This is a genomic window from Alkalihalobacillus sp. BA299, from assembly GCF_017745675.1.
GTDB lineage: Bacteria > Bacillota > Bacilli > Bacillales > Bacillaceae_F > Alkalihalobacterium.
Map to the genome: position 1 here is coordinate 51901 of NZ_JAFLJM010000014.1, position 25391 is coordinate 77291.

Here is a 25391-nt window from a genome sequence, read left to right on the forward strand (position 1 = left end):
GGATGGCTCTACCACAACATCAACCTCCTGAAGAAGATCACAAATCCGAGCTTAGAAAGATAGCTGAACATAAAGCAAAACAAGCGATTAAAAAGAAAGGTAAAAAGATTGCGAAAAAAGTAGCTAAAAAAGCTGCTAAACTTGCAATTCAAGCTGTAAAAAAAGGTGTTGCTGTACTGGCTAAAATGTTACTTTCATTTTTAGCCAGTATTGGCTTACCCACAATTTTAATAGCAATGGGTATTTTACTCTTGTTATTGATAACCTTCTTATTATCTTCTGTTTTTTTTGGAAATGGAAAAGAATTAGACCCAGATTCACAAGAACTATATGAGTACATGGAAGACAGAGCATATGCAACTGTTAATATGTCAAAACCTGAACAAGTACCTTACAGAGTACCGATTCAACTCATTTCATCAGCAATTCAAATTCATGGGAATTCACAAACCATTGAAACCGAAGCAGATGCTAAAGAAATCATTAAGAAAATGTCAAATGAATTAGCACCTACTTTTGAATACAACCAATTCAATGAATGGACACAAAAACAAGTTACAGTCTGTGAAGATGGTGTTTGTAATGAAGGACCCGTTGAGAAAACAAATAATTATGTAGATAAACTAACTTTTGTTAATGCTTGGAATGGACAAACAACCATTACTTATGAAGAAAGAATTACACCGTGGGTAACTACTGAAGAAATCACATACAGAACAGAAACCTATACTGAGATTGAGGAATATACCGAAACTGAGGAATATTCCGAAATGGAGCGTCAGCCATACACTGTTACAGAGCAAATTCCTATTTATGGATGGAAAACGACTTTAGAATGCGATGTATTGGGATGTGGGCCAAGATCGGAATGGGGCATAGTTAGGTATGAAGAAGTGGAATATATTGAATATCGAGATGTACCAGTAACAAGAACCAGAGAAGTTGAAAAAGAACGTGAAGTCGAAAAAGAAAGAGTAATAGAAGTTCAGACAATCACCAAAACTAGAAAACAAGTATTTGATAGTACATCTAATCATGTAGAAGGATATTCAGCATTAGATCAAGTTTTAAACATATATGGCTATGGAATGCAAGATAAACAATTAGTCGAAGCATTTTATCAAGGGAGTGCGGAAGCTTCTGAATTACCTTTACCTCCAATCAACTATACTAACTGGCTTAATTCTGTTGGTCTAGGGACAGGTGGAATAGGTGTTGGTTTTGATGGAACAATTATTCCTGGTGCAGGTGTTCCTGCACAATATATGGAGTATTACCTTTCAGCTGAACAACAATTTGGAGTTGACTGGTTTGTATTAGCAGCAATACATTTCACAGAAACAGCCTTTAGTACACACCCTACAATGATTTCTAGCGCGGGTGCAGTCGGTCATATGCAGTTCATGCCCGCAACTTGGGCGGGATGGCGATACAACACTGGTGGAGGACTTGTAAGCTCTTCTACCGATATTACAAATCTTAGCGTTATAAGTGCAGGAAATGGGTATGGAGTAGATGCTAACGGTGATGGAAAAGCAGACCCCTGGGATATGGAAGATGCCATTCATACAGCAGCCAAATATTTATCTAAAAATGGATATGCTACTGATCAAAGAAAAGCCGTTTTTGCTTATAATCATGCTGAATGGTATGTCAATAAGGTTCTAAATACTGCTTCAGGATTTAAAGATGCGGCAGTATATGAACCGAGTGATGGAATACCAGTTATAACAGACGGAGCATTTATGCGACCAAGTAAAGGTTATGTTACTTCCTCTTACGGAATGCGTTCCGGTGGAATGCATCATGGGATTGATATTGGTAATAACGGACAATCAACACCTATCGTTTCAGTTGCAGATGGAACAGTTACCCGCTCGTATTTCTCTAGTTCCTATGGGAATGTTGTTTTTATAAAACATTCAATAGAAGGACAAACCTATGAAACGGTATATGCTCACATGACGAACCGAGCTGTAACAACTGGACAAACTGTTAAAAAGGGACAATTTTTAGGTAATATGGGGACTACTGGTAGGTCTAGCGGTGTCCATCTCCATTTTGAGTTACATAGAGGACAATGGACAGCATCAAAAGGTAATTCACTAAATCCCGCCTTATATGTTCCTTTTTAAAGACTTTTACATTAAACCGAAAGAACGAGGTGGAATTTTTGAATAAGAAAATCGTTATTACTGCAATGGCTTTAATCGTAATTATTTCCAGTTTTGCTTTTACTATACTTAAAAAGGAACAAGACTTTATACGTCCAGCCGAAGGTAACGTTACAAATACCTATGGTCATCTACTATCTAAATTTCATCATGCAATAGATATCGGGCCGATGGATATGGATAACCCAAATGTACCTATAGTAGCAACAGCTGATGGAATTGTAACACGTTCCTATTTTTCAAAAAGTTACGGAAATGTCGTTTATATTCAACATGAGATCAAGGGTAAAAGATATGAATCAGTTTATGCTCATATGGATAGTCGCAATGTTGAAAAAGGAACGAAGGTGAAACAAGGTCAAGTTATTGGAATAATGGGTAGTACCGGACAATCAAATGTGACACACCTTCATTTTGAATTACACAAAGATAAATGGACTATTCAGAAAGAAAATAGTCTAAACCCTATGTCATTTATAGCTTTTGAGAATTGATGGGATGTGAGTTTAATTGAATAGAAGGATAATCACATTAATTTTGTTACTTCTATTATCCTTTATAGGATATTTTGTTTATGTAGTGTTTATAGATAACGGGGAACCAATAAATCTTGATCAATCAGCTCAACAAGTGTTAGAGGATGTCGAAATGGTTAAAAAACAACAAAAGGTGTATAAGTGGGTAGCATCTAAAGAAATAGAAGAAGGCTATCTTGATGAACATATACATGATATTGTGGAAAGGCAAAGAGATCCTCAAAATGTAATTCAGTTTATGTTTGGAACAATCATTCTTGAGGAACCTGAACTATTTGTACAAACTTTTGAAACTGAAACAATTTCAAAAGATTTATTCAAAGTAGATAATCCCGATAAATTGAAAGTAGCAGCCAATTTGATGAATCAAATTTCTCGCAATGGAAAACTCAGTAGAGTAGGAGTAATCAATGTAAGAGGAAGCATTAATCAAGAGGTAACCGTTCGTATAGCACTTGAATATAGTGATGGTATGGAGATCAAAGTACCAGTGAAAATGAAGTTATATGGTGACGCACATGGAGAAGATCATGAAATATATTATATCACTTCTTCCGTTTGGGATATTATAGAGGAAATTGAAAGCAAATAAAAAGGTTTATGTAAAATAAAAGGATAGATAAAAGTCAAAACTTAATCTATCCTTTTTCATTTGGAGTACTATTCAATTACATAAACAGTTTAGCTTTTACTTTGTTCCAAGAACCAAATTTTCTATAATAATTCATTGATGATGGTAAATTATTTTCCTTTGCATATTCATCCCATCGTTTCATTGTAGTAAAGTGTTTTGAATGTTTTTTAGCTATTTCTAACAATTTCTCTTCTGAATATCTATAATTAATTTTTACATTTGCAAACTCTTGAACTTCTTCCCAGCTAAAATAATTCTTGATTGTTCGGTAATCAGGTAACTTATTTTCTTTTGAATATTCATCCCATTTCAATTTGGAAGTAAAATGTTCACTATGTTCCTCGATGACCTTTTTAATTTCCTCTTTAGAATACTTCCTCCAATTAGGTGTGGAAAGAGGGAGATTTAAACGCTTTTTAACATCATTCCATGAGTCAAAATGTATTAGAAAGGTTGTCGATACCGGTAATCCATGCTTAGAAGCGTACTCATTCCAATTACTATAAGTCGTAAAGTGTTCGGAGTGTTTGTTTGCTATATCCAACAACTCTTTCTTTGAATACTTCTTATTAGCTGATATCCCAAGCATTAATTTCAAGTTATTCCATGAACCAAAAATTTTAATTAAAGAGGAAGAAGAAGGGAGAGAATGCTCTTTAGCATAATGCTCCCAATTCCGAACAGAGGTAATATGTTCTTTATGTTCCTTCAATATCTCTAATACTTCTAAAACCTTTTTTTCTTCACTCATGAAGTTGTTCCATCCTTTTTGTTACCATTTCGGATTAAACTTACCACTTCATCATTACCGACTATTAACTCGTTAAATTCTTTTAAGTTTTTATCATAAGTGTCTTTTTGGTTAGGGTCCATTAAACTGTTAATTAAACTTTCCTTTTTTGCGAAATATTCAAATTGAATATCGTTAACATACATTCGATATGGTTCATTAAGGCGGATATTCTTAAACTGCTTTACATAAACAGGAGCATCTCCAATGTCAAAATAATGTTCAATCTTGTAATAATCTAAATTCTCAAAATTGGAACGAACATTAGGTATAACTAACTCATATTCCCCCTGAGTAATCTTTTGACCTTTTTCAAGCTGTTTTAACTGGTGATTTACTATGATTTCTTGTGCACGAAAAACATCTTTTCTCGGATATGCTAAATTAAGAGGTTTCGGCAATAGAATATAGAATTTCCGGTCATACGTTACTCCAATTAAAAACCTATAATCTCCGTGCATTGGTAACCGATTTAAACGTTGAAAAGCTTCTTCAAACGTAATCTTGTTATCTTCCTTATAATTAGGCTTTTCTTTTGGCGTAGGTGTATATGTTTCACCCCTAATGTCAGCTTGAGCTTGAGCTACTAATTCCTTCGTAAGATCATAAGTAGGAGTTTGTTTTGGTTGTTCTTTAATTCCTAGTTCAGAAGTTAATTGAAGCTCTATTTTTTTCGTATTAAGTCTTTTCTTTTCCTTGCGTTTTTCCTTATATTCAGTAGGATTTTTTATATACGACACACACTCAATGATTCCAACTAAAATAAATAGTGGGATTGCTATGACAAAGAGAGGTGAAATTAAAACAATGAAAAATGTTAAAGCAAAAGTTTTCTCTAACCATTTACCAAACTTAGAGCTGCTTATTGCAGAGAAAAGGAAAACCAAAAACAAAAGGGATAAGAAAATAATAATTCCTATTACATAAAAAGCTAAAAAGCCCCCTAAGAGCCTAAACCACGTCATTCCAGCTTCTTCTGGGTGAATTAGACCTAAACTATCTAAAAGGTTCATAACACCAAAAAATTCAAACACAGGTCTTATGTATCCCCATAAAGCTATACAAGCTAGAACAACAATAATTCCAACAATACCCGCCAAACCAGTTTCTTTCCCACGGTCATACGCTAACTTCATAGAAACCAATTCAAGAAATGTATTCATGGTTTTCACCTTCCTTATATAACATTTGTTGTGTGTTTTCCACTGTGTGTAATAATTATAAAGCTAAATACTGATTATGTCAATGTTTCCAGTCAACAACATCAAAATATATGTTAGTATTATTACGAACATATTAATTTTTAATTTTTGACGAATGGAGAGGTTATATGACTATAAGTAATTGGGAATCTAACTTTAAAAAACCAATGGGAGCTGTTTGTGTACTCAACCCTCGACTTCCGCAAAAGGTAATGAAAGTAGGTTTCTTAGTTAATGATCGGATTTATTCTACATGGGAGTTAGCTTATAATAATCATTCTACATACCTTGAAACACCTCACCAATGCGTTACTCTCCAAGATTATATAGATGATGATATAGCAGACCTTTCAAAGTCGTATAGTGCTTTTTAAGAAGCAATGGGGTGCTTATTATGGATAAAAGAATAATGTTAAAGCATAAAGGAGTACCTACTGCTGTATTAGCAGAGGAAATTGTCGATTTTATCAATGAGGGATATACATTAACCGTACAAGATATTGCTAACCATTTATCAGTTTCTTATGATTATGTTCGGACTAAGATAGTGCCAGAGGTTTCTCATGTTGTATTAACCACTTATGCAAAACTGGCTTGTTTTAAATATTATGGCGATCAAGAACATTTAATTGAATACTTCAACAAGAGATTACTAATTTCGTGTTCTGACTATAACCGCTATGTATTAGAGAAAGGGAGCATTATAAGAAGGCAGCAACAACTATTCAAAGATGACCTTCCTTTAGAAATAAGAGAAACATTTGAGTCGTTACCTTTAAAGAAGGCTACTGCCTGGCTTAACAAACTGATAGCTGATTGTGCACCAGTTCAAATATTCAAAGAAGAGGAACAGATTGAACCAATGGAGGTGTACCCTGAAAATTTAGTGTCGAACAAAGACCTATTGAATGGTGCAGCATCACCTTTTCATTTTAATTATGATGTTGAAATAGCAAGATTTATTTCAAAGTATGGAGTCCCTAAAATAAAAGTGAACAACTTTGTACGGTATAGATTAGAAAACGTAAAACAAATTGAAGATGTTGTTGCTCTTTTTCCACTTACCTTAAAAAAGGATATACTTATTGAAAAAATGAAGGAAAGATATGAAAAAGAGCAAATATAGATAAATACAACTGGATATAAAGGAGAGGGAAAATGAACGGAGAAACAGTCGTTAAAATTCTTTTGCAAGAAAGAGTTGTATCGAAAGCTACCATTTTAGAAGATACAGAAAAGCATACAATTTTAGAGGTTAATGAACATGGAAAGTCTTATTCTTCAACTTTTAAAGTGGACAAGAATAGAATGGAAGTTATGAGGCAATTAAGAAATTCATATAGCGGAATGAATCAATGGTATCATGTTACTTTTATACCTAAGTTCTTAACGGACAACCTTATTTCCGGAGATGAAGCTATAAAAGACCTATTTAGAAATTAGAATAAAGCACATTTAAAAAAGTCCTGCTAAGCAGGACTTAATTATTATCTTTAAACATTCTGGATTCACTTATATTCTTCATGACTTTTTTATGCTCTTTACGGTCAAGGTTGGTATATAGAGATGTGGTTTCAATTGAATTATGACCTAGCTGATCACGAAGTAAAATAATATTACCACCACTATTTTTCAAATGTTCCCCAGCAAATGAATGTCGCAATTTATGAGGACTTAAAGACCGTTGTCCTTGATTAAATGCTTTTGTATATCGTTCTACTAAATTTTGAATTGTTCGAACTGACATAGGTTTAACAGTTCCTTGATAATTAGTAACAAATATATAAAAATCTCCTTCAGTGGCCTTATATTTGCTATTTCTCACACTAAGATAATTCTTTAAATCTTCTAGAGAGTCAGGAAGGATCTCAATTGTATCTTCCTTACCGCCTTTTCTAACCACATCAATTTGATATTCTTTATAGTTAATGGAATCAAGAGTTAAACTTGCAACCTCACTTACCCTTAACCCGGTACCTAAAAACAAAGAGAGGATAGCTACATCACGCTCTTTATTCTTTTTAAATCGTTCTTTTTGTTTACCATCTATTTTATTCTCGTACTCATGTTTTACAAAGTATAAGAAATCTGTAATAGATTGGTCGTGAAGGATTTTTGAACTCATTGAAGCTGAACGTCTATTTGCAGTTTCCGACTCAGCTAATAACGGAATCTTACTCATAACATTCCTATAAAAATAACATTCTCCATCTTTATTTTCTGTTTGAGTTGTCAAATAGGTAAAGAGGGAGGTAAGAGCAGAAATATTACGATTAACCGCTGCATCTGATCTCTTTTTAAATACATTTTTCCGTACTTCAATATCTTCTTCTCGTAAATAATCAACATAAAACTCTACCTGGTCTTTACGCAAAGTTTCCAATACAGTGTAGGGAATATCCTTTATATCCTTTTGCTCAGCAATACCTTCTTCTTGTAAGTATAAAAAGAACTTTTTGAATTCATGTATGTAACCAAGAAGGGTAGAGGGGGAACGTTTTTTTCTTTTTTGTGCCTGTACATATTCCTTTACATAAGAAGGGAACTCTTTTAGGTGCTCATTTAGTCGTTTCTCATGTTTTTGCTTTTCTAATGATTCAGAAGCCATATATTCACCCTCTGTCGTTTTTTGTCGAATTTCACATGAAATACAATTTTAACGAACATTAGTTCTGGAAATTTCATTTAATAATTTACCTTTTTTTTATAATTATTTATTTTCTGACGGAAATTATTTAAAATTATAAGGCCATCTAAAAAGTATTGGAGTCCGTTATAAGTATTAACTTTATTTCCTTTAAATCTATTAAGATAAATATCAAATTCTCTATTTATAGAATTTAATATATTAGTTAGCTCTTCGTCGTAAAATAAAAAATTTGTGCTTATTTCTTTTCTTATCGTTTTAATTTCACTGTGTAAATAATCAAAAAGTTGGAACCAATTTTTAAAATGGATATCCCCATACTCAACCGACATAATTACAGTATTATTTGGATCAATAGTCTTGCAACACACCTCTAATTGTTCTTTAGTTAAAGTTTCAGAGTAAACTTTGTCAAAATACTGTCCTTTTTCTAACGTGGCATTTTTGTATATAAGATCATTTAATCGAATTATTAGCACAGTAATATTAGATAATTCGTAACTAATAAACTTCCATTCAGTAGCTTTCCGTTTGTACTCAGGTATATGAACATTAAAGAAATAAAATATAACTGCTGCTACTAATGAAATTGAAATAACCTCTGATATTTTCCCAAATTCATATGCGTAAGGGAATGTACCTGGGATTCTAATTAGGAATAAATGGTACAGAACGACATAAAAAAAAGAAATAACAAATATAATAATTATGTAAATATCTATATCGAGTATAAAGTTTTTAAGTCGTTTTATGTCCTTCATATTTTCCTCCTTCATTAAACTTCATGATATGAAGTATGTCTAAAAGGCTCTTTTATAAAAGTAATTACTTAATGAACTATTTCATAGATTCGATCTTGCTTTTCTTTGTCTTCAATAAATTTTACCGTTCCCTGTAAAACCAAACTTTCTAAAATAGAGTATACTTGACCATAATCTTTCGGCTTATTGGTTGAAAACCGCTTTGTAGATATTAATCCTAACTCAATTAATTTCTCACATATTTCCAATGCGCTAGTTTCCCCTGAATCCAAAAGGGACATAATTTCACTCTGTAGTGGTGTTGAGGGGCGGATTCGTTTTTTTCCTTGTTATCTTCTATAAATAGTTCATCAAAAGAAATCTGATTCAAAGTTACACTTCCTTATAAATAAATTTGAATAAATACGGAATAGAATATAAGTTATTTATTTATACCTGGAGAAAGGTTTGAACTAATAAAGATATTAAGGTAACTCTCAAAATCTATTTCAACTAATTCATGTGAGATTCCCCATTCAAAATATTTAATATTTTTTAAGAAACTATTAAAACTTGGTTCTGCTTCTAATAGGGATATGATGAATTTGTTCTTTTCCCGTATAGGACGACTAGTAGGTTCATCGTTACGAATAATCGTTCGTACTATCCCGAGTAGGATGTCAATAATCTCTATACCAACTTCAGTTTGTTTAGAGTAGTAATCAGCTTCAGTAATTGTAAAGCGTTCTCCCCGATAAATAGATTGTATGTTTAATTGCTGAAATAACTGATTTCTTAAGTCATAACTCGCATTATGATATGTTGTGTCATCTTCAATTAGAATATGTGTATCAAGATGAACATGAGAACCATATCCTCTTAATAATCCATAGATAATTCTTTCGGGAAACTTCATGAAAATGGTCTGATCTGCAATATCTGGATATGTATTTTTAAACTTTTTTGAATTTTCCTCAATCTTAGATTGGTTATAAGAGATAACGTTCATCGTTAATAGATGTTCTTTTTGAAGTATTGTTCGTAATATCTTCCATATTTTATTACGCTTTTGACTATCACCGTTATAATCAGTCCAATGGATCTTTGAAGTACGAATGATTTCATTTAATTCCTGAATAGCTGGAGTATTATAGTAATCTGATGGTATTAGAACTCCACCCATCAAGTGGGGACGTTCTTGGTTTTTTCCGCTTTCATCAAAAAACACTTTGATAGAATGGTTAGTGAATGGTTGCTGCTGCATAGGTAGACCTCTTTACAAATTATTTTAAATCATGCATAATAGAATAAAGTTGTAATATAAATAGGTATAGTAATACATAACTTGTTGCGCCCTATAAATAGCGACACGTTATTTATTACTTGGTGGTACTACTCACTACGCCATAAAATAGTGGTGCGTAGCATCCATACCAATAAAAGGACTAGAAATTATTTCTAGTCCTTTTATTATACCAAACAGACATTCTTATTACCACATTTAAATGTTCGTTAAATCCGCATTTAACGCACAGAATATTGAAAAAAATAAAAAGGGTAACCTGCTTTACAGTTCCCTTTTCTCCGGTTCATATCTTTCATATATGGCTAACGTATTTTCAAATACTAATTTTTAAACTTCTTTTATTTATGTCTTAACTTATTTGTTTTAACTTATCTTTATAATATGATAGCAAAATCCCTATTTCCTCTAAGGGTTTCAGTAATGATACAGTCTGCAGCACCACGAGAAATAAATGAGATGTTAGTAGAATCAACCATTTTTAATGTCTAACATAAGTATGGACAATCATTCTTGTTTTTAAACAAACTATGAAAACTATTTTGCTAGATTAATAATAAAAAAATGGATTTTTAATAAGTACCCGTCTACGCATCAATCACTATTTTTAACCTAAAACAAACTAAGTTGCCCTATTTTACTTGGTGTATTTTTTTCTTTAGGTTCAACTTCCTCTTCCATTTCTGTATTAACTGGTAATTCCCCTTTAATTTCATACAATATATTATTTTCATGACGTTTCATTTCAATGCCTGGTATATATGATTTTATATAAACTGCTGCATAAGGGAAAATTTTTGGTTTTCCAGTCGAGTATGTTTCTTTACTAGCTCCGTTATCCATTAAATAGTTACATAAGTCCTTTAGATTAAAGAGATTATGTCTGATTAAATAATCCTTTATAAGCTCTTTTTCCTTATAAGATAACAATTGGAATCCTCCTATTTTAATCTACCTTTTTATAAACCAATCCTTGGTTTAGATACTACTTGCTAAGACTGTAACAATGGCTCCAATTGCAGCAGCCATTATCGGCATTGATATATATAGAATTTTCTTCTTTCGTTCTTTTCTAATGTGTATTTCTTCTGGTGTTAACCACTTTGACATTACGTTCCCCTCCTTGTATTAACCGAAAAAAGAAGAACCCCTTTTTAAAAAGAGGTCTATCTGTTCTTTAATGCTATTTTTTGAAATTTATAGATGAGTTTATCTAATTCCTGGCTACAGTGAAGAGTTTCAAGGCTTGTCATACCTTTATTTTCTGCGGTCGATATCATTTCCATCTTTTTTTGTTCGATCTCTTCCTTCAATCTTTCCACTGTAGTCAACATTAAAATTTCACCCTCTGTTTATTTATTAAGCAGTTTCGTATACTATTGCATCATTTACTTTATTTGCGAATGATTGAACGTTCCCTTTTTCCAAAATAGATATCTCAATAGTTGGTGATTCACCTGCATTATTTGTGATCTTAAAAGTTGATGTATAACTGTTAAGTAAAGGCAAAATTCCAATGAGGAAAAAAATTACCGAAGAAGCAAAGTTATCAGATAATCCAGCTAAACTTGCTAGTACAAAAAATAAACCGAAAGCAAAGCGTTTCCCATGAAATTTTGTTGAAGTTGATACAGATGCAATATTCTTTAAAGGAAAAGTTACCTCATTCTTTCCAAAAGGAATAAGTCCAAGTAAAGTGTTACGGTTATATCCTATGAAACGCTTTGTGGTAACCTCTAAATCAGTTGTTAGCCAGGGTAATAATAAGTTAGTTCGAAATACCCCTTTTTCGATTGTTTGCTCTTGCTTTTTTTCTTCCATGTTAATCTCCCTTCACACAAAAAAAGCTCGCCAACAAATAAAAGGTTACTATACCTTTTATTGCTGGGGAGCTCCCATTGCGAATTATGTAATTTGAATTTGATTTCCTTAAATCTACCATCTATTATATAAAACTAAAAAAGGTATTTCAATAATAATTATAAACTTTATTCCCTTTTATTGCTATTTAACAACCACCATTTTACAGTAAAATGGTATAATTATTGTAGTACTTTCATACTATAAGGATAAGCTTTCGGTATTATTTGGGGGAACTTTTATGGATGTAGGAAAAAAAATACGTTTCTTTAGAAAAGAAAAAAATATTTCTCAATCTGATTTAGCTAATAATATATGCTCTGTTTCTTATTTGAGTAAAATCGAAAACGGTAAAGTTACAGCTAATACTGAGATAATTGAAAAACTGTTTGAACGACTACAAATAAATGTAGTAAACCTTGTTGATCCACAAAAATTATTATCTATATTAAGAAATTGGAATAGAAGTATCGCTAATAATAAAAAGCAAGCAGCAACTAGGACATTTAAGAGTTTGAACAAAATAATGGATAAGATTACCACCCCCTACCACATAATTAAATTTAAGATTTTTAAACTACATTACTTAGTAAACATAGATGATTTGAAAGAAGCCAAACGTCAATTAAGAGAGCTTAATCAATATAAGGAATTCTTAGATGAAGAATTAAAGTTTTTTTTCTATAAATTTAAAGGATTCTATTTTTATCGTATAAACGATAAAAAAGGAGCTATGGACAATTATAGTATAGCCCTTGAGTATATAGGTTCCGCTTCACTTCAAGAGTGGGAAAAAGGATATTTTTATTATTTAATTTCTTATGTGTCTCATGAACTAAGAATAGATCAAGCAGTCATATATTTTTTAGCAAAGGCTCTGGAAATTTATAAAAAATTAAATAACACTTATATGGTCGTACATTGTAAATTCCTTGAAGGTCTTGTTTACCAAAGGATAGGTATGATTGAGGAAGCAAAAGAATCAACTTTATTTGTTTTAAAATATGGTAAGGACTCTAATAACGTTGACTTACTATACCGAGCAAATGAAAAAATGGGGGTTTTATATTCAAATCAAGGGGACTCTCGTGAGGCAATTCAATATTTTGAGAAAAATGTAAAGATAACAGAAAACATACCTGTGTCTAGTCGTTTAAAAACCATTTGTTACTTAGTTGATGAATATAAAAAATTAAATGCTCCCCTACAAAGTTTGTATTGGCTTGAAATCGGGAACGAATTAATAAAAGAAAATAAGGAACAAGACGAATATGAATTTCATTTAAAAACTTACGGCTTTTTACTATTAGAAAAAACTAATACAGATGAATATAAGCTTTATATTAGGGATAAAGCACTTCCTTATTTTAAAAAGAGAAATCAGTGGGAAAACGTTGCTCATTACGCTAATTTATTAGCTAACTACTATCAACGTCAGATTAAATATAAGAAGGCAGCACAATACTTTGAAACATCATACCAAGCCATTCAAAAGTTAATTCCTAACTTTAAAGGATTTCCAGCTGAATTAGAACATAACATACAAACTATATCCGAAAAAAGCAAAATTGATTATAAAATCCTTAAAGAAAAATAAACCACCTGCTATAAAGCAGGTGCAATTCTCAATACTTACTCTACATAAAAAAGCCTGGTTAAACCAAGTCTTCTTTTTAAACTAGCCAACAAAGTCAAAATCAAATGATAATTGTGGTCTTTCATAGAAATCCTCTAACCCCGCTAGATAGCCTATATTTTGACGTAAAATTTCCAATAGACTCATATAGGGTGGAGCATCAACTTTCTCTCCATTGTCCAAATATAGCTTTCTAGTACCATTTTTCCTTGAATTTACCCAAGATATAGAATCAGTTGAGTGGAAAGGAAATTGATATAAAAGGTCATTTGCTATTCCTAGTCCATGTACGGGAATATTCTTACATATTTGAAATACTTTTTCTAAAATATCTCGCACCTTCTCTTTTTGATTAGACAGTAGCATTGGAACACATCCCCCAATACCGATTAAAGAAGGACTTTCTTCTGTAAGCTTTTGAAGTTCCTCAAACGTATCACTTACTTGCCAAACCGGAATAATATCCGTATTTGTTAATAGCTTTAACTTTTTATAATTTTCTTTCGTTCCTATTGGATCTCCAATCACATCAAGGTTTAGAAACCCCATAATAAGCGGGCAATCCTTATACCTATTAATGAAATTTGCATATGCTTCAATAGAGATATAAGGTATATCTTCATCTGAGAATAACTCCATCTGTTGAACTTTTTCTTTTTTCTTCTTTTCCAATACTTCAAAAACAGAAAAAGCACCTGAGTCAATAATTGCCCTCATATTATACTTTTTTAAGTAATGGAGCCATTGTTCATTCTTCTGGTGGCGAATGTTATAGTAACTTAAAAGTACAAATTTACCACCTTCATTTGCGATTAACTCCATGTCACCAGGACTTCTACAAAGGCCTGAAAAATAAAATCTTGTTGATGTTAAAGTGAGGCGCAGCAGTCCATTTTCCATACGTTGGACTCTGCTGATCTCACTAAATACCTCAAAAAGCACTCCTAAAATTGCACTGGAATACTTAGAGAATTTTTCAAGTTCCTTTCGTGTAGTGGTTCTTTTGAAAAATACAAAGGTTATTGCTTTTCGCAAGTTCTTTCGTGATATTTCTAATAAACCACCATTACGTTCTGTTATAAAAGAAAAAGTATCTTTCGTGTATTCAACTACAGTATTTTTTTTACCTGTTACTGTGTAGAATTGATTATACTTCTTCATTTTCCTTTGGAATTTCCTCTCTAATGTTCTTGCTTTAAACTGAAATTTATCCATTAGGAACACCTCTCAAATCTGTTTCTCCCGACTAATACCTTAACAAAGGTTTCGCACAATTGATTTCTGGCCCAAATCCGATGAAATCCATCTATTAGTTCATAATGGTCTCCCCCAAAATGTAAAACTACCAATGGAGGAAATTCAGTACCTTGTTTCATAAGGTCAAAATATTGTTTAGCTTTCTCCATATTACTAGGTTGAAAAAAGCCTAATTCACTAATAGAAATCATCTTTTCTTCCCATTCGAAAAACTTAGGAAATTGACTGGATTGCTCTGGATACTCTTGTTCCCATAACTGGACTAATGTGTCTGTTATATTCACTTAATACACCCTTTCAAATAAAAAGAAGGGATACTCAAAATTTGATTTGAATATCCCCTCATTATCTAATGTTTATTTTTTTAAACCTTTACTCTACGCTAAATATTTCAATTGAATCCCCATAGCATTCTAAGAATGCTTTGTATTCGTACTCTGTTTCACATTCGTAAATATGAAGCTGACCGGAAGAATTACTCTTCATGTAATAGCGTACTTTAATCAATTGAAATCCTCTCAAAGCTTTTTGAAGTACGTTATTTATCATGCTACTTTACCTCCAAGCACTTCCTCGTTGAACCATTTACGGATTTTACTTCCCGGTTCGGTGTAATACCCCGACTCTTTAAAAGAACAATCCTTATTCAATTCGTATAACTTTCGGTAAAGAGCTTTTCCAATGCCTTGTCGTCTCAGTTCTTCCTTTACTTCAACATAATCAACAAATAGCTCATCATGTAAAGTTGTATATTGGATATAACCGATTACTCTCAATTCAGGATCATCTCTAAAAGCTACATACAACGTGTATTTATGCTCTTGACCGATACAATCCTTATGTTGATTCTCAAAATATAATGGTTTCATGACAAGTTACCTCTCTTAAATTCTTTTGCAGAAGAGATAGGGCCACTACGAATAGTTTTCATTTCCTCTTCAGTTAACTCTCTAAAATTTTGGTTTTTAGCCATGTTTTTAAAAGTGATTAAAACTCGGCTATCGTCCTCTCTCCATAGTCTCTTAAGAAAATTTATAAATGTTTTCATATATATCCTCCCGAATTAATAAATAATGTACCTAAAAATTGATTTATAAGCAGTCGTCGCATACATCTGGAAACTCATAAACTCTTGGACCATCGTATGCTGGGTTATCATGAGAATGAAGAACAAAGTCTTCTTTACATTTCCTACAATGACTGATCGTATATAAATCTTCATCTTCAAAGTACATTCCGTTTCTTGTTAATTTAACTTTCTCTATTAAGACTTTATTTTTTGACATTTTTATTTCCCCTCTCTATTAATTAACCTACATTGGATAGGAATTTTTGATTAATTGGAAACCCCATTGCTGTTAATTTACGAAGATACACCTGAACAGAACCAGGTTGGTCTACTGATAAATTGTTAAACGTACCTTCTTCATCACTTTCAAATGTGCTTTGAGTCGGATGATGAATGATACAATTTCCTCTTTCCTGCTCTTTTTTCCAAACAGAATTTGAGTTTAATAGGAAGTCCATATAATTCTCTCTTGTAAGAATTGTGATATGATCTGGAGATATGTTTCGACTCCCCCACATCACTTTCCATGCTTGTTCAAAGTTGAATTGCTCTAAATCAGCAACTCGATGGCTACTTGGTGAAGAAACTGAACATTCGTACATGGTTACTTTTAAAGCTTCTGAAAATCGCATAAAAAGCGTAAAACCATGTCTTTCAGAACGGAACCCTCCACCAATGTATTTCCACGCACTATTATTCTCAACAGATTTCTTCCAATCTCCCATGTATTCACCAAATACAGTTGAAATATAAATTGCTTGCATTAAATATCCTCTCCTTTTTATAAGTGACATAATAAAAAGGTCTGTCCAATATTGATTGACACACCTAGGCTACTACCTTTCTAATGATTTATACTTACGGTCTTCTTAATGCTTTATCCCAAAATAGTTCATACAATTCGGCTACCCCTAATCCTAGAAAGATTAAGCTCAAAACACCTACAGTAAGAACAATAAAGATAAGACAAGAATAAAAAGATTTTTCAAACATAAAAACACCCTTTCAACAAGTTTTTTAAGAAAAACACCCCTTAAATCTGAAAAAAGATTAGACTAATAACTTCCACACTCACCTCCTTAAAACGCAAAAAGAGCCTTTCAAGAATCAGATTAATAGACACACTTATTGTGTGATAATCTGAACCTGAAAGGCTCCTGAGTTTAATAGTTACCCTGCTGACCTTTAAAATAGGTCGCACAAAAAAGAAAGAAAAAATAAAATACTTATAATTTTATAATACTATATTAACAAGTAAATTCAAGGAAAATAATAATTATTGAACCATAATTACCATACATAAATACATAAAAAAGAAGCTTCACTCATGTAAAAGTGAAGCTTCTAGAACTTAATGAGTTAAACTCTTTTGTTCATTTAACTTTTTTAGTAATCTCTCTTTGAACTTGTCCATTTTATCTTGATTTTTTGATGCTTTTGAAATGTTCATAGTACCAATTAAATGTCGGGTTGGTTTATTTTCATCTATTAACTTTCTATATTCTTGGTTTTCATATATTTTATTAAACCAATCATACTTTTTTAAAATACTGATATTCTTATTGATCTTTTTCTTGGAAGGTCCCAGTATTGAAGATACAAAAATACCAAATGCCTCCACAATAGCCACAAGTAATTCCATTTTTATTTCCCCCACTTTTATTTATCAAAACAAACTTAATTGTTCCATATTCTCAAAGCTTTTTTCAACCTTTAACTCTTTTTCAGTGCCAATTGAGAGATAATCTAGTAGTTCTTTCTCATTAGCAAACTCCTTTAGGATCTCAAAATCTTTAACCTCATAGCAGCCTAACCATTCATTGTCAGACGAGCGGTTAACAAAGAAATGAGTACCTATATTTTGATTGGTTGGTCGTAAAATAAATTGCTCTCCAACTTTGGTATTGAGCGAATCAACTAATGATTTTCCTAATAAACGTCCTTCAAGATTTTCGAATTTATAAAAATTATTCTTTGTTTCAATTGGTGTTTTACTGGTTTCAACACTCTTGATAATATACGTTTTTTCTTTTGGAATAGAATGGTGTCTTTGATAACAACCACAATAATTTTTCACTTCTGGATCTATCGCAGCATAATGACATTCTAGCTTCCCCATTGAACAACTTGCCCAATGAGAACAAGCGCTAAATCCCGCTTTACTAAATCCTAACTTTGTAAATCCCGATCGGCTTGATTTTGTTTCCATTATATTTCCCCCTATATATAGCTTGTTTTATGCCCAAGTAGCACAAGGCTTAAATAAGTCTAATTCTAATTGGTCATCATTCGTATTCGCCTTATTAATAAACTCTTCTAATGAAATAGAATTCCCTTTTTCATATTTCATGGTATGTCCCATTTGTTTCTCCATCTCTACTAACTTTTGAAATTCCTCAGGATACAGTTCAGCAACTTTTTTCATCTCTTTTGGAGATAAGAATATACAAAATCTACATGAACAGCGAGAAACATTTTGATAGCATGGATGTGGCTCAATATCTGCCAATCTCATTAACTCCCAAACTTCATCTGTTAGAAGGTGATGTATAGGTCGATACCAATCTACAAAGCGATTTTTCGTAGGTGCATTAGCGCTTTTATAAACCCTAAAAGTGGATTTAGCAAGGTTTTGAGCACGTCTAGAACTCTCTTCTGCTCTTTCACCTGAAAGGCAAAGATACCTACCTGGTCCTAGAGAACGAACCCACTTTGCATAAACATCTCTCTTTTGATAAGAAGTACAAAACTGCTGACTAGGAGCAGGCCATAATCCTCTATCCCTTATACGTTCCTCTAAGCTTTTGGGGGAACTGATAATAACTAAAGGTAAATCAAGTTTTTTCGCGCAATACCGTAAATATTCATCTGTTTGAGGCCAATCAAACAAAGGATTAGGATTCCTTTCTTCTGATGAATCAACTCGCATATGAATTAGTTGGATCTTCTCTTTTGGCACTTTATATCCATAAAGTAAGAGTAAAACTAAAGCGATTGAGTCCTTCCCCCCGCTGAAATTACAATGAAGGGAGTATCCATCAAAAGACCCCATTTCTTCTGGTAACGGTATGGCTAATCTCTCTGCTAATTCGATTAATTTTTGCTTATTTTCACTCATATTAAAATCCCAAATAACACTAGGAGCTGCTGCCCCATAGTGTTAAAAGGGGCACCCCTCCTTGTGTTATGATTATTTAATTACTCTATTTTTTAATTAATGTGGAAATCAAAATGGTAACTGTTCATCATGTTCGTACATTGATTCAATAAAATCTTCATCAGAAACTTGAGAATCATCAAGAACAACATCATCAACACTCCATAATTGTTCTTCTCTCCATAAAGGAGCAGGTATTCTATGACCCTCATCATCTATATAATAAAGATTGCAGTTACTATCCATCCACATTACACCATCAACGCTATAGCAATCATGACAATAGCCATCTTTAAATTCGGTTACTTCACCTTCTTTTTAAAAAATTTTTGTCTACATTGCATACACGTTTTTTCATACATAAAAAACACTCCCTATTTTAAGTTTTATAGTCTCATACTCTCAATAAATGTTAATTAAGGAATTTAACATCTTTCGCTTTGTAAGTGCTTTTTGTACCATCATCAAATTCAATATGAAAAGCACGATATGTGTAAGGATGCCAATATTCGTTTATATAAAAACCTCTGATAGTTCCCTGTTTAGTCATACGCCTTTTTCTAACTTTTACAAGGAAGTTGTCAGGGACTTCACAACGTTTACCTATAACACCATTAAGCACCATTAATCATCCTCTCTCCTACGCAATATTGGTTTCTTATATATAAATCTCACGAAAGGTCTAATCCCTTCCTTAGAAGATATACCTTATCAAGCATCCAACTTAAAATCATGATCTGTTATAAGGTATAAATCTTCTTCTGTTAGTGGAAGTTCATATTGACTCCATGCTTTTAATCCATTCTGTTTCATTTTGGCTTTTAGTTGCTCTAAAAAAGACAATTGTTCTTTTGAGAAATTTCATAAAAACGTGAACCTGAGATAATACCATTCCCATTACTTACTAAAAAAGCAACCTAGCTGACTATTCCTAGTCAATTAGATTGCTTTAACCCCTCCACGATACAGAAAGCTCTGTATAAATATTGATTATTAATTACTCATAATGTGGGCGTTCTCTAGTTTGAGATTGGCAAGGTATACGTTCGACGTATACTGCTAATTCAGCACCACCTAAAACACTATAAATATTGCCTCGATTCACATGAGCGTATTTTTCCTCCATGTATTCCTTCATTTTTTTTGAGTTTTTATTCGCTACTGGAACACTTTCAAGACAATCATGTGTGTTGTACCACCAACCGCCTTCTTCTGGTCCACCATATGCCCTTTCTACTCCATATACATTCACAAAAACGAGCATTTCAGGGTCAGTTTTAACTTCAACAGTATCATACTCAATTACATCACAATCTGTATTTTCAATGAATTCGTAAGCCTGTTCATAAGTATCAAACTGTTTAACAAACAACTCCCCTGATTCGTCTGCATTCTTGTAAAAGCTAACTTCCTCTACAAACTTTTTTAACATCTTATATTCCCTCTCTTCTAGTAGATTGCTTTTTTCTCAACGGTTCATCAGATGTAATCACAACATTCAGTAAGTCATCAAGATAAGTAGAACCCTTGCTGTGGAATGTAATCCCCCATCTTAAACAATAAAAGGTTACTTTCTCCTTATTTCTAGGAAAATTTAAAGCTTTTTCAGCTTTAGTCAGTCCTAGCCCCATGACATGGAATAATAAACCACTCCATTGACCTTTAAAGAATACTAGGTTTCCTATAGCTAGATTTTCACCTTTGATCTCTCCGTCGTGAGTTTCCCACTTCACTTTTCGTAACATCTTAATCACCCTTTAAATTAGATTGTTATTTAACTTACAAAAGAGATAATTGTTCATTCTCTTTTGAGTTAATTTCCTTTTCCCTGGCATAAACGACTTTTCCATAACAAAAGACTTCATCCATTTTTTTTATTGGCTCATTAGTTGTTATGTCTTTAAAAAGGTCTGTTTCGTAGGGATTGTAATAAATCACTCTAGTCATATCAGAATGGTCTTCAAGTGCCTCATCTGCAGCAACATAAATTCCTTTTATGTACGCATGAACAGATTTTCTCTTAAATTCAAGTACCTTCTGTCTACCGGGTTCGCTGACACGAAATTCACAATCGGTAATTCGTACACTATCGCACCTTGCAAGAACCATTTTGGAGCGGGAGCAACGAATGGAATAACCACCATGATGCAAATTTCTGTAGACATCCACCTCTTGTCCGACTTTTACGGTACGTCCTTTAAAAAATTCCATATTTACATACCTCTCTTAAGCTAGATTGTTTTTTTTAATCAGTAACCGAGTAGTTTCATAAGGATTATTGGTGTACTCTGAAATAGCATTGTTTCGTTCATCCAAAAGGGAACAATAAACATGATATTTACTAGCTGCCGAATCCTCTGAAACATTACGCTTTTTAACGGTTATGCCATATTCAGAAGCAAACTTTAGAGCATGAGGTAGAGATGCTTTTAAATTAAGCAATCTGCGATATACCCTACCGTTGTTATGATTTTTTACTTTCTTTTCCTTCACCCATCGAGCATATTCACTTTGTACCAATCCCTTTGTTTGTTTCCATAAGAGATACATTTCTCTTGTTCGATAGGAATTGTACTTCATGTAAATTTCATGATAGGTCGTAATTAGTTCTTCCAGTTTACCTGGCATACACTTTTGAAAAATATGTTTCTTCATACGGTCAATAAAGAAAGCAACATGATCAACAAATTTTAAGTAATCATCATCTGTGATGTTGCAAAATTGAAGGCCCACATAAGTCCAATTGTTAAAAACAAGGTCAACTGAATAATAGGGACAATCATCTTTTAAACCTGAAGCATTTAGCTGAAATGAAGCATACCGGATAGAAAACAATTGTTTACTCAAGATAATCCTATCTTGACTTTTCGGTAAAGAAACCGATAAATGTGTTCTATCTTCCTTTACCTCTGCCCCCAGCTCATTCATTGTTTCTAAAAGTGTTTGAACTAAATTCCAAGCTTGTTCTTTCATAAAAAAAACCCTCTCTTTCGATTGATGAAATAAAAAAAGAACCGATTACCTATCGATTCTGACACTCTCAATATTCAACTATTGTTCGAAACAGCTTGATTAATTGCTCTTATTACTAAATCAGGATCTGGTACGATACACCATTCTGTAGAAGAATAGTAATATGAATCAAACTCACAAAGTGCTTGCCAAACCGTTTTTCGTGGAGTTACAAAAATACCTCTAATTCCATACCAGTTAATAATAGTCGGATACTGGATATATCTTTGTATTTCCATATGACGAATGACGATAGTAGCAGTTGTGAAGATTGATTCCGCAACTTTTGCATTCCTTTCCTCTAAAAAGAGCACCTTAAAATCACCCTTTCAACAAGCTTTTTAAGAAAATACACCCTTATATCTGAAAAAAGATTAGATTAATAAACGCCACCCTCAATTTTGTCTAACAATTCTTGTACGCTCTCACCATCAATGAAAATTCTCTCAGGATAAATTCCATTACTATCCCTTTCGAAATTTCTAAGTTCGACAATAGAATCTTCTAAAAGTTTTTTAGCGAAAGCGTCATGTTCTTTTGTCCAACCTTCGGGACCTGGAATAAATACTTTTTTGATTGTGTCATCATACAAAACATACATTTCTCCAGCATGATGCACATCATAAACAAGGACCCATTTACTACTAATATTATCTCCTGCTTGCAGCTTCATTGAATAAGATGCAAGTAAAATAAGACACCCCACTATTAGACCGATTGCTAAGATTACTTGCGAAACAGAAAACTCCTTTTTCATAAATATCCACTCCTATAATTTGATTTTAAAAAACAAGACTAATAAACACCTAACCTCACAACTAAATAGATTAATAAACCATTCCACTCACCTCCTAAAATGCAAAAAGCCCTTCAGGAATCAGATTAATAGACACACTGGTCGTGTGCTAATCTGAACCCGAAGGGCTCAACTATTTGATAACTACCCTGCAGACCTTTAAAAAGTCGCAAACTAAAAAAATAAAAAGAAAAAACTTATAAAGTTATTATATCATAATCAATTTATAACGGGAGACTTTTTTAGTAAGCATTTTACTTGAAAATAAATGTTTAAAAATTTAACATAAGGTCAAAGATGGTCAAAAATAGTGATTGTATAAAAATTACATTATAGTTGGTAACTAAAAATTTCTTTAAATCAAGGAGTTCAAAGCCTTCTACTTGATTTTTATACTTACATTAATGTTGGTAACTATATGTTCTAAATAAAAACTAATATATTAAAGAAAACACCCATTAAATAAAAACTTTATAAAAGAGTTACCATCATTATTTGTTCCAGTTACCTACTTTAATGTCGTAGTACATGAATAAAAGAAAGGAGGATAAAAAAATGGGTATTAATCGAAATGTATCAATCGTTCAAGAGAAAACAACCCCCCCTTTTTACGTTCTTGCTGCCGAATGGAATATAAACGGTCAATCCTTTAAAGGTCTAGTGGCATTTGAAGATGATAAGATGATGGGGAAGTTTGATTTAGAAAATTTAAAAAAAATAATTAGTTCATTACCTAATCCTAATGGTGAAGTCCAAACACTAAAGCACATGATCCGTGATTGTGTATATGAAGATATTAAAGAAAAAAATATAAATAAATAATAGGTAAAAATAAAAGCGCTTGGATACAATAATGTTTCCAAACGCTTTTTCATTTTTTATATACGGCTATCAGTTAGTAAGCCCTTGTTTTTTATAACTCTCTAATTCTTTTCCACAACCAAACCACAACAAAAATTTACGGGTAAGTCTGTTTTAAAATCACAATAAGAACAAATTACCTCACCTTTTGCATCTGGATACTCATAATTATACTTAGTTTTCATATTATTTCCTCCCTCGTATTATATGTTTATTGCTTAAATAACTAATTCAAGTTGACCTCTATCATTGATTGAAACAGATTCAATCCTATCTGACGCTTTTTTAGCAACAGATTTGATCATATTTGCAGCTTTAACAAAAGATATGGCTAATTGGTTAGCGATTGCTGAAATAACTCTACAATCGACACTCTGACCCAACATTTCACAGATTCTCCATTCAGGAATATGTTCACTGAAACTAAACCATTCTGGTACTCCTAATATCTTTCTAATTTCATTTATAGATAAGAACCGCCAATGTGTTTTCTCATCGTTTAAAACGTAAGAATTTGAAGCACAATGGGATCTATATCTTTTTGGAATACAATTTAGTTCCTGTGCCTGTTCCGTAACGAAGGACTTTTCTAATGAACGGTCTTTCCAGGCATCTCTTGAATTAAAGCTGGCCATCCATTTCTCTAAACTTTTCCACTCATGTTCTATATGCTTTGGATCTAGAAAATCCTTTAACTTCTTTCTACGAACCTTTGGAGGTTTCGGAAACTGAAAAGAAAGGAATTGTTCTTCCTCCTTAAAAGCACAAACATATTTCCGGTTTCTTCTTGCTATTGAACCAAACTCATAACTCTCAATTTGTTTTTCAGTCCAGTAAGGAAACTCAGATTTCAATAGGTCTTTCAGCAAATGAAAGCTCTCACTCTTGTAAAATTGAGGTACATTCTCCATAAAAATAGCTTTGGCTTTAGAGGTAGTGATAATCTTAACGGTTGCTAAGATTAAATTATCGAATACCCCTGATTGACCTTCACCCAGGCTAGAATATTCATCGCATGGCAATGTAAGGTTCACCACATCCGCTTCGGCTACCTCATGACAATCCTTTAAGTCTCCATTAAAAAGATAAGACTTTGGATAATTAAGCTTTAAGTTTTCAGCTGAGTCATCTTCATACTCAATTTCCATTACAGGAGTAAAATAACCATTCATAAATGCCGATGTACCTATACCCGCTCCACTACAAACTGATAACAATCGTAGCCTTTCATCACTTTGGGTTGGGATTGAGGCATTTTCCATCATCTTATAGCGTAGTGGCCTTACTACTACTCTACAAAGGTTACCTTTTTTCTGAAATACACAAATTTCTACTTTTTGCTTAATCGCTATAACACTACTATATTGTGTTCCGGCAGTATCAATCAAAGGACGACGTTTACCACTGGTTTTATTTACTCTGGAAGAAACGTGAACCTTGTGAAACTCTGTTTCGATAGGTTGATTTTGAATAATGATCTCTTCGGTTTCTTCATTCATTGCTACATAAATTTCTTCTCCTGGTTTAAAACCCGCTGCTTCACAAACTAAGTGTTGCAAAAACAATCTTGGTTTTTCAGCTTTTTGGCTAACAGTATATACCTTTTTCATCTTTATACTCATGTTAAACCCCATAAAACAATGATATGAGAAAGCCTCATACCATTGCATAATGGGAATTCCCTCCCTTATTTAAAGTTTATTTAATGACAATTCCA

Annotated in this window: 36 protein-coding genes and 1 pseudogene; 8 read left to right on the forward strand and 29 right to left on the reverse strand. The window is 32.6% G+C overall.

Annotation, left to right across the window (positions count from 1 at the left end; genetic code table 11):
- Positions 1-2 precede the first annotated feature (2 nt).
- From J0N78_RS17615 to J0N78_RS17625, 3 genes are read left to right on the forward strand one after another with little or no spacing between them, the layout of a single operon-like run.
- A complete protein-coding gene (locus J0N78_RS17615; RefSeq protein ID WP_209124396.1) occupies positions 3-2135 on the forward strand; it encodes a peptidoglycan DD-metalloendopeptidase family protein in 2133 nt (710 codons plus the stop codon).
- Positions 2136-2173: 38 nt separating this feature from the next.
- Positions 2174-2668 carry a M23 family metallopeptidase gene (locus tag J0N78_RS17620; RefSeq protein ID WP_209124397.1) on the forward strand — a complete coding sequence of 165 codons (495 nt, stop codon included), beginning with the start codon at positions 2174-2176 and terminating at the stop codon, positions 2666-2668.
- A gap of 16 nt (positions 2669-2684) precedes the next feature.
- Complete coding sequence (locus tag J0N78_RS17625; RefSeq protein WP_209124399.1) at positions 2685-3302, forward strand: hypothetical protein; 618 nt, start codon at positions 2685-2687, stop codon at positions 3300-3302.
- Between the two features lie 76 nt (positions 3303-3378).
- Here J0N78_RS17625 and J0N78_RS17630 read toward each other — a convergent pair whose 3' ends face one another.
- Together J0N78_RS17630 and J0N78_RS17635 are read right to left on the reverse strand one after the other, a co-directional pair.
- Positions 3379-4095 (reverse strand): hypothetical protein, encoded by a 717-nt coding sequence (locus J0N78_RS17630; protein ID WP_209124401.1) that lies wholly within the window; start codon positions 4093-4095, stop codon positions 3379-3381.
- Positions 4092-5297, reverse strand: a complete 1206-nt coding sequence (locus tag J0N78_RS17635) for a hypothetical protein (RefSeq protein WP_209124402.1) — start codon at positions 5295-5297, stop codon at positions 4092-4094. Before J0N78_RS17635 ends, J0N78_RS17630 begins: the two co-directional genes overlap by 4 nt.
- Positions 5298-5464: 167 nt before the next feature.
- Between J0N78_RS17635 and J0N78_RS17640 the strand changes: the two genes are divergently transcribed.
- The 3 genes from J0N78_RS17640 to J0N78_RS17650 are packed head-to-tail and all read left to right on the forward strand — an operon-like array spanning position 5465 to position 6779.
- Entirely contained in the window at positions 5465-5710 is a 246-nt protein-coding gene (locus J0N78_RS17640) for a hypothetical protein (protein ID WP_209124404.1), read from the forward strand.
- Between the two features lie 20 nt (positions 5711-5730).
- Positions 5731-6462 carry a hypothetical protein gene (locus tag J0N78_RS17645; RefSeq protein WP_209124406.1) on the forward strand — a complete coding sequence of 244 codons (732 nt, stop codon included), beginning with the start codon at positions 5731-5733 and terminating at the stop codon, positions 6460-6462.
- Between the two features lie 32 nt (positions 6463-6494).
- Positions 6495-6779, forward strand: coding sequence for a hypothetical protein (locus J0N78_RS17650; protein WP_209124407.1), 285 nt, complete (start codon positions 6495-6497; stop codon positions 6777-6779).
- A gap of 37 nt (positions 6780-6816) precedes the next feature.
- Here J0N78_RS17650 and xerS read toward each other — a convergent pair whose 3' ends face one another.
- The 8 genes and pseudogenes from xerS to J0N78_RS17685 form a co-directional block, all read right to left on the reverse strand.
- On the reverse strand, positions 6817-7944 hold the full coding sequence (gene xerS / locus J0N78_RS17655; RefSeq protein ID WP_209124409.1) for a tyrosine recombinase XerS: 1128 nt from the start codon (positions 7942-7944) through the stop codon (positions 6817-6819).
- Between the two features lie 77 nt (positions 7945-8021).
- Positions 8022-8744: a hypothetical protein gene (locus J0N78_RS17660; protein WP_209124410.1), complete on the reverse strand. Its 723-nt coding sequence runs from the start codon at positions 8742-8744 to the stop codon at positions 8022-8024.
- A gap of 68 nt (positions 8745-8812) precedes the next feature.
- Positions 8813-9114, reverse strand: a pseudogene (locus J0N78_RS17665) (DUF3895 domain-containing protein).
- A 51-nt stretch (positions 9115-9165) separates the two neighbouring features.
- Complete coding sequence (locus tag J0N78_RS17670; protein WP_209124411.1) at positions 9166-9987, reverse strand: DUF3800 domain-containing protein; 822 nt, start codon at positions 9985-9987, stop codon at positions 9166-9168.
- A 651-nt stretch (positions 9988-10638) separates the two neighbouring features.
- On the reverse strand, positions 10639-10956 hold the full coding sequence (locus J0N78_RS17675; protein WP_209124413.1) for a DUF3895 domain-containing protein: 318 nt from the start codon (positions 10954-10956) through the stop codon (positions 10639-10641).
- Positions 10957-11004: 48 nt separating this feature from the next.
- Positions 11005-11136 carry a hypothetical protein gene (locus tag J0N78_RS26230; protein WP_280637249.1) on the reverse strand — a complete coding sequence of 44 codons (132 nt, stop codon included), beginning with the start codon at positions 11134-11136 and terminating at the stop codon, positions 11005-11007.
- A 56-nt stretch (positions 11137-11192) separates the two neighbouring features.
- Complete coding sequence (locus J0N78_RS17680; RefSeq protein ID WP_209124415.1) at positions 11193-11360, reverse strand: aspartyl-phosphate phosphatase Spo0E family protein; 168 nt, start codon at positions 11358-11360, stop codon at positions 11193-11195.
- Between the two features lie 25 nt (positions 11361-11385).
- Positions 11386-11847: a hypothetical protein gene (locus J0N78_RS17685; protein WP_209124417.1), complete on the reverse strand. Its 462-nt coding sequence runs from the start codon at positions 11845-11847 to the stop codon at positions 11386-11388.
- Positions 11848-12127: 280 nt separating this feature from the next.
- Here J0N78_RS17685 and J0N78_RS17690 point away from each other — a divergent pair, with 280 nt between their 5' ends.
- Positions 12128-13483, forward strand: coding sequence for a helix-turn-helix domain-containing protein (locus J0N78_RS17690; protein ID WP_209124419.1), 1356 nt, complete (start codon positions 12128-12130; stop codon positions 13481-13483).
- Between the two features lie 81 nt (positions 13484-13564).
- On the opposite strand, the gene J0N78_RS17695 is transcribed toward J0N78_RS17690, so the two are convergent.
- The 17 genes from J0N78_RS17695 to J0N78_RS17775 form a co-directional block, all read right to left on the reverse strand.
- Positions 13565-14737 carry a hypothetical protein gene (locus tag J0N78_RS17695; RefSeq protein ID WP_209124421.1) on the reverse strand — a complete coding sequence of 391 codons (1173 nt, stop codon included), beginning with the start codon at positions 14735-14737 and terminating at the stop codon, positions 13565-13567.
- Positions 14737-15063 carry a ParB N-terminal domain-containing protein gene (locus J0N78_RS26385; RefSeq protein ID WP_209124422.1) on the reverse strand — a complete coding sequence of 109 codons (327 nt, stop codon included), beginning with the start codon at positions 15061-15063 and terminating at the stop codon, positions 14737-14739. The genes J0N78_RS17695 and J0N78_RS26385 overlap by 1 nt, the downstream gene beginning before the upstream one ends.
- Positions 15064-15324: 261 nt before the next feature.
- Positions 15325-15648 (reverse strand): GNAT family N-acetyltransferase, encoded by a 324-nt coding sequence (locus tag J0N78_RS17705; protein ID WP_209124424.1) that lies wholly within the window; start codon positions 15646-15648, stop codon positions 15325-15327.
- Positions 15645-15827 carry a hypothetical protein gene (locus J0N78_RS17710; protein ID WP_209124425.1) on the reverse strand — a complete coding sequence of 61 codons (183 nt, stop codon included), beginning with the start codon at positions 15825-15827 and terminating at the stop codon, positions 15645-15647. The genes J0N78_RS17705 and J0N78_RS17710 overlap by 4 nt, the downstream gene beginning before the upstream one ends.
- Before the next feature lie 43 nt (positions 15828-15870).
- The gene (locus tag J0N78_RS17715) at positions 15871-16065 is read right to left on the reverse strand and encodes a hypothetical protein (RefSeq protein ID WP_209124427.1); all 195 of its coding nucleotides are present in this window, start codon (positions 16063-16065) and stop codon (positions 15871-15873) included.
- Between the two features lie 22 nt (positions 16066-16087).
- Positions 16088-16612, reverse strand: coding sequence for a hypothetical protein (locus J0N78_RS17720; protein WP_209124428.1), 525 nt, complete (start codon positions 16610-16612; stop codon positions 16088-16090).
- 587 nt (positions 16613-17199) lie between these two features.
- The gene (locus tag J0N78_RS17725; RefSeq protein ID WP_209124430.1) at positions 17200-17490 is read right to left on the reverse strand and encodes a hypothetical protein; all 291 of its coding nucleotides are present in this window, start codon (positions 17488-17490) and stop codon (positions 17200-17202) included.
- Between the two features lie 24 nt (positions 17491-17514).
- Positions 17515-18057: a hypothetical protein gene (locus tag J0N78_RS17730; protein WP_209124432.1), complete on the reverse strand. Its 543-nt coding sequence runs from the start codon at positions 18055-18057 to the stop codon at positions 17515-17517.
- A 27-nt stretch (positions 18058-18084) separates the two neighbouring features.
- Positions 18085-18966 (reverse strand): phosphoadenosine phosphosulfate reductase domain-containing protein, encoded by an 882-nt coding sequence (locus tag J0N78_RS17735; protein ID WP_209124433.1) that lies wholly within the window; start codon positions 18964-18966, stop codon positions 18085-18087.
- Positions 18967-19074: 108 nt separating this feature from the next.
- Positions 19075-19251 (reverse strand): hypothetical protein, encoded by a 177-nt coding sequence (locus J0N78_RS17740; protein ID WP_209124435.1) that lies wholly within the window; start codon positions 19249-19251, stop codon positions 19075-19077.
- A gap of 166 nt (positions 19252-19417) precedes the next feature.
- Positions 19418-19630, reverse strand: coding sequence for a hypothetical protein (locus J0N78_RS17745; RefSeq protein ID WP_209124437.1), 213 nt, complete (start codon positions 19628-19630; stop codon positions 19418-19420).
- A 372-nt stretch (positions 19631-20002) separates the two neighbouring features.
- The gene (locus J0N78_RS17750) at positions 20003-20437 is read right to left on the reverse strand and encodes a hypothetical protein (RefSeq protein ID WP_209124438.1); all 435 of its coding nucleotides are present in this window, start codon (positions 20435-20437) and stop codon (positions 20003-20005) included.
- Between the two features lies 1 nt (position 20438).
- Positions 20439-20750 carry a hypothetical protein gene (locus J0N78_RS17755; RefSeq protein WP_209124440.1) on the reverse strand — a complete coding sequence of 104 codons (312 nt, stop codon included), beginning with the start codon at positions 20748-20750 and terminating at the stop codon, positions 20439-20441.
- A 34-nt stretch (positions 20751-20784) separates the two neighbouring features.
- Positions 20785-21216 carry a hypothetical protein gene (locus J0N78_RS17760; protein ID WP_209124441.1) on the reverse strand — a complete coding sequence of 144 codons (432 nt, stop codon included), beginning with the start codon at positions 21214-21216 and terminating at the stop codon, positions 20785-20787.
- A gap of 15 nt (positions 21217-21231) precedes the next feature.
- Positions 21232-21978 (reverse strand): hypothetical protein, encoded by a 747-nt coding sequence (locus tag J0N78_RS17765; protein WP_209124443.1) that lies wholly within the window; start codon positions 21976-21978, stop codon positions 21232-21234.
- A gap of 74 nt (positions 21979-22052) precedes the next feature.
- A complete protein-coding gene (locus J0N78_RS17770; RefSeq protein ID WP_209124444.1) occupies positions 22053-22331 on the reverse strand; it encodes a hypothetical protein in 279 nt (92 codons plus the stop codon).
- Between the two features lie 65 nt (positions 22332-22396).
- Positions 22397-22774, reverse strand: coding sequence for a hypothetical protein (locus tag J0N78_RS17775; protein WP_209124446.1), 378 nt, complete (start codon positions 22772-22774; stop codon positions 22397-22399).
- 594 nt (positions 22775-23368) lie between these two features.
- Here J0N78_RS17775 and J0N78_RS17780 point away from each other — a divergent pair.
- On the forward strand, positions 23369-23635 hold the full coding sequence (locus J0N78_RS17780; RefSeq protein ID WP_209124447.1) for a hypothetical protein: 267 nt from the start codon (positions 23369-23371) through the stop codon (positions 23633-23635).
- Positions 23636-23736: 101 nt separating this feature from the next.
- Here the strand turns inward: J0N78_RS17780 and J0N78_RS26235 are convergent, their stop codons facing one another.
- Both J0N78_RS26235 and J0N78_RS17785 read right to left on the reverse strand, forming a co-directional pair.
- On the reverse strand, positions 23737-23859 hold the full coding sequence (locus J0N78_RS26235; protein WP_280637250.1) for a hypothetical protein: 123 nt from the start codon (positions 23857-23859) through the stop codon (positions 23737-23739).
- A 33-nt stretch (positions 23860-23892) separates the two neighbouring features.
- Positions 23893-25344: a DNA cytosine methyltransferase gene (locus tag J0N78_RS17785; protein WP_247747404.1), complete on the reverse strand. Its 1452-nt coding sequence runs from the start codon at positions 25342-25344 to the stop codon at positions 23893-23895.
- Positions 25345-25391: the final 47 nt, after the last annotated feature.